The sequence below is a fragment of the Delftia sp. WSY_10 genome, assembly GCF_043104705.1.
Lineage (GTDB): Bacteria > Pseudomonadota > Gammaproteobacteria > Burkholderiales > Burkholderiaceae_C > Comamonas > Comamonas tsuruhatensis.
Genome location: NZ_JBICKY010000041.1, coordinates 1 through 1,118 on the forward strand (window position 1 = coordinate 1; position 1,118 = coordinate 1,118).

At 70.7% G+C, this 1,118-nt stretch carries 1 pseudogene; it reads left to right on the forward strand.

The features are described from left to right. Positions 1-1,118 (forward strand): annotated as a pseudogene (locus tag ACF8ML_RS18400) (RHS repeat protein); the annotation flags it as partial.

Below are 1,118 nucleotides of genomic sequence, written 5' to 3' on the forward strand. Positions count from 1 at the left end.
GGCTGGCGCCTCATCGGGGTCGACCTCACGCAGGACCCGTTGCATCCCCTGTCCACCCCCATCACGCTCGTGCGCTACGGCTACAGCAGTGCAGGCGATCTCATCACCGTCCACGACCGCGCAGGCCAGCTCGTGCGCGAATTCGAATGGGACCACCACCGCATCAGCGCCCACCGCCATGCCAGCGGACCCTGGCACCGCTACCGCTACGAGAGCGCCCAGCCCGGCGCCCGCGTCATCGAACACAGCAACCAGGAAGGGCTCAGCTACCGCTTCGACTACCTGGCCCAGCCCCCGGGCCCGGACGGCCAGCCGCGCGCGGCCACCCGCGTCAGCGACAGCCTGGATCGCATCGAGACCTACTACTTCGAAGGTGCGGCGGGCCTGTCGCGCCTCATCGCCCACCACAAGGCCGACGGCAGCCGCTGGCTGCAAAGCTACGACAGCTTCGGCCGCCTGGCCTCGCGCACCGACCCGCTGGGCCGCAGCGTCCACCTCAGGCGCGACGGCCAGGGCCGGCTCATCGGCGTGCAACTGCCCGACGGGCGCACCACCCAGCAGGAGCATGACGAAGCCACGGGCCGCCTGCTCGCCTCCACCGACACCGCAGGGGCCACCACCGGCTACCAATACGACGCCTGGGGACGCCTCACCCAGATCACCCAGGCCGACGGCAGCACCGAGCGCTACCACTACCCCGACCCCCAGGAAGCGCCGCTCACCTGCGACAGCCCCTGGCGCATCGAAGACGCCCAGGGCGGCAGCAAACAGCTGGCCTGGAGCGACGCGGGCCAACTGCTCAGCTACACCGACTGCTCGGGCCACAGCACGCACTACCACTACGACCGCTGGGGTGCGCTCATCGAAGTGGGCAACGCCCTGGGCCAGCGCCAACGCCACCAGCGCGACGGCCAGGGCCGCATCGTGGCCAGCGAACTGCCCAACGGCCAGATCGAGCGCTACCACTACGACAGCGCAGGCCACCTCACGCGCATCGAACCGGCCCAGCCCCCGCTCACCCCTCTCATGGGGGGGCAAAGCCCTGCTGCACCGGCCGCCGACCCCAGCATCCACCTGCGCTACGACCTCTGGGGCAGGCTGGTCCAGCGAACACATGG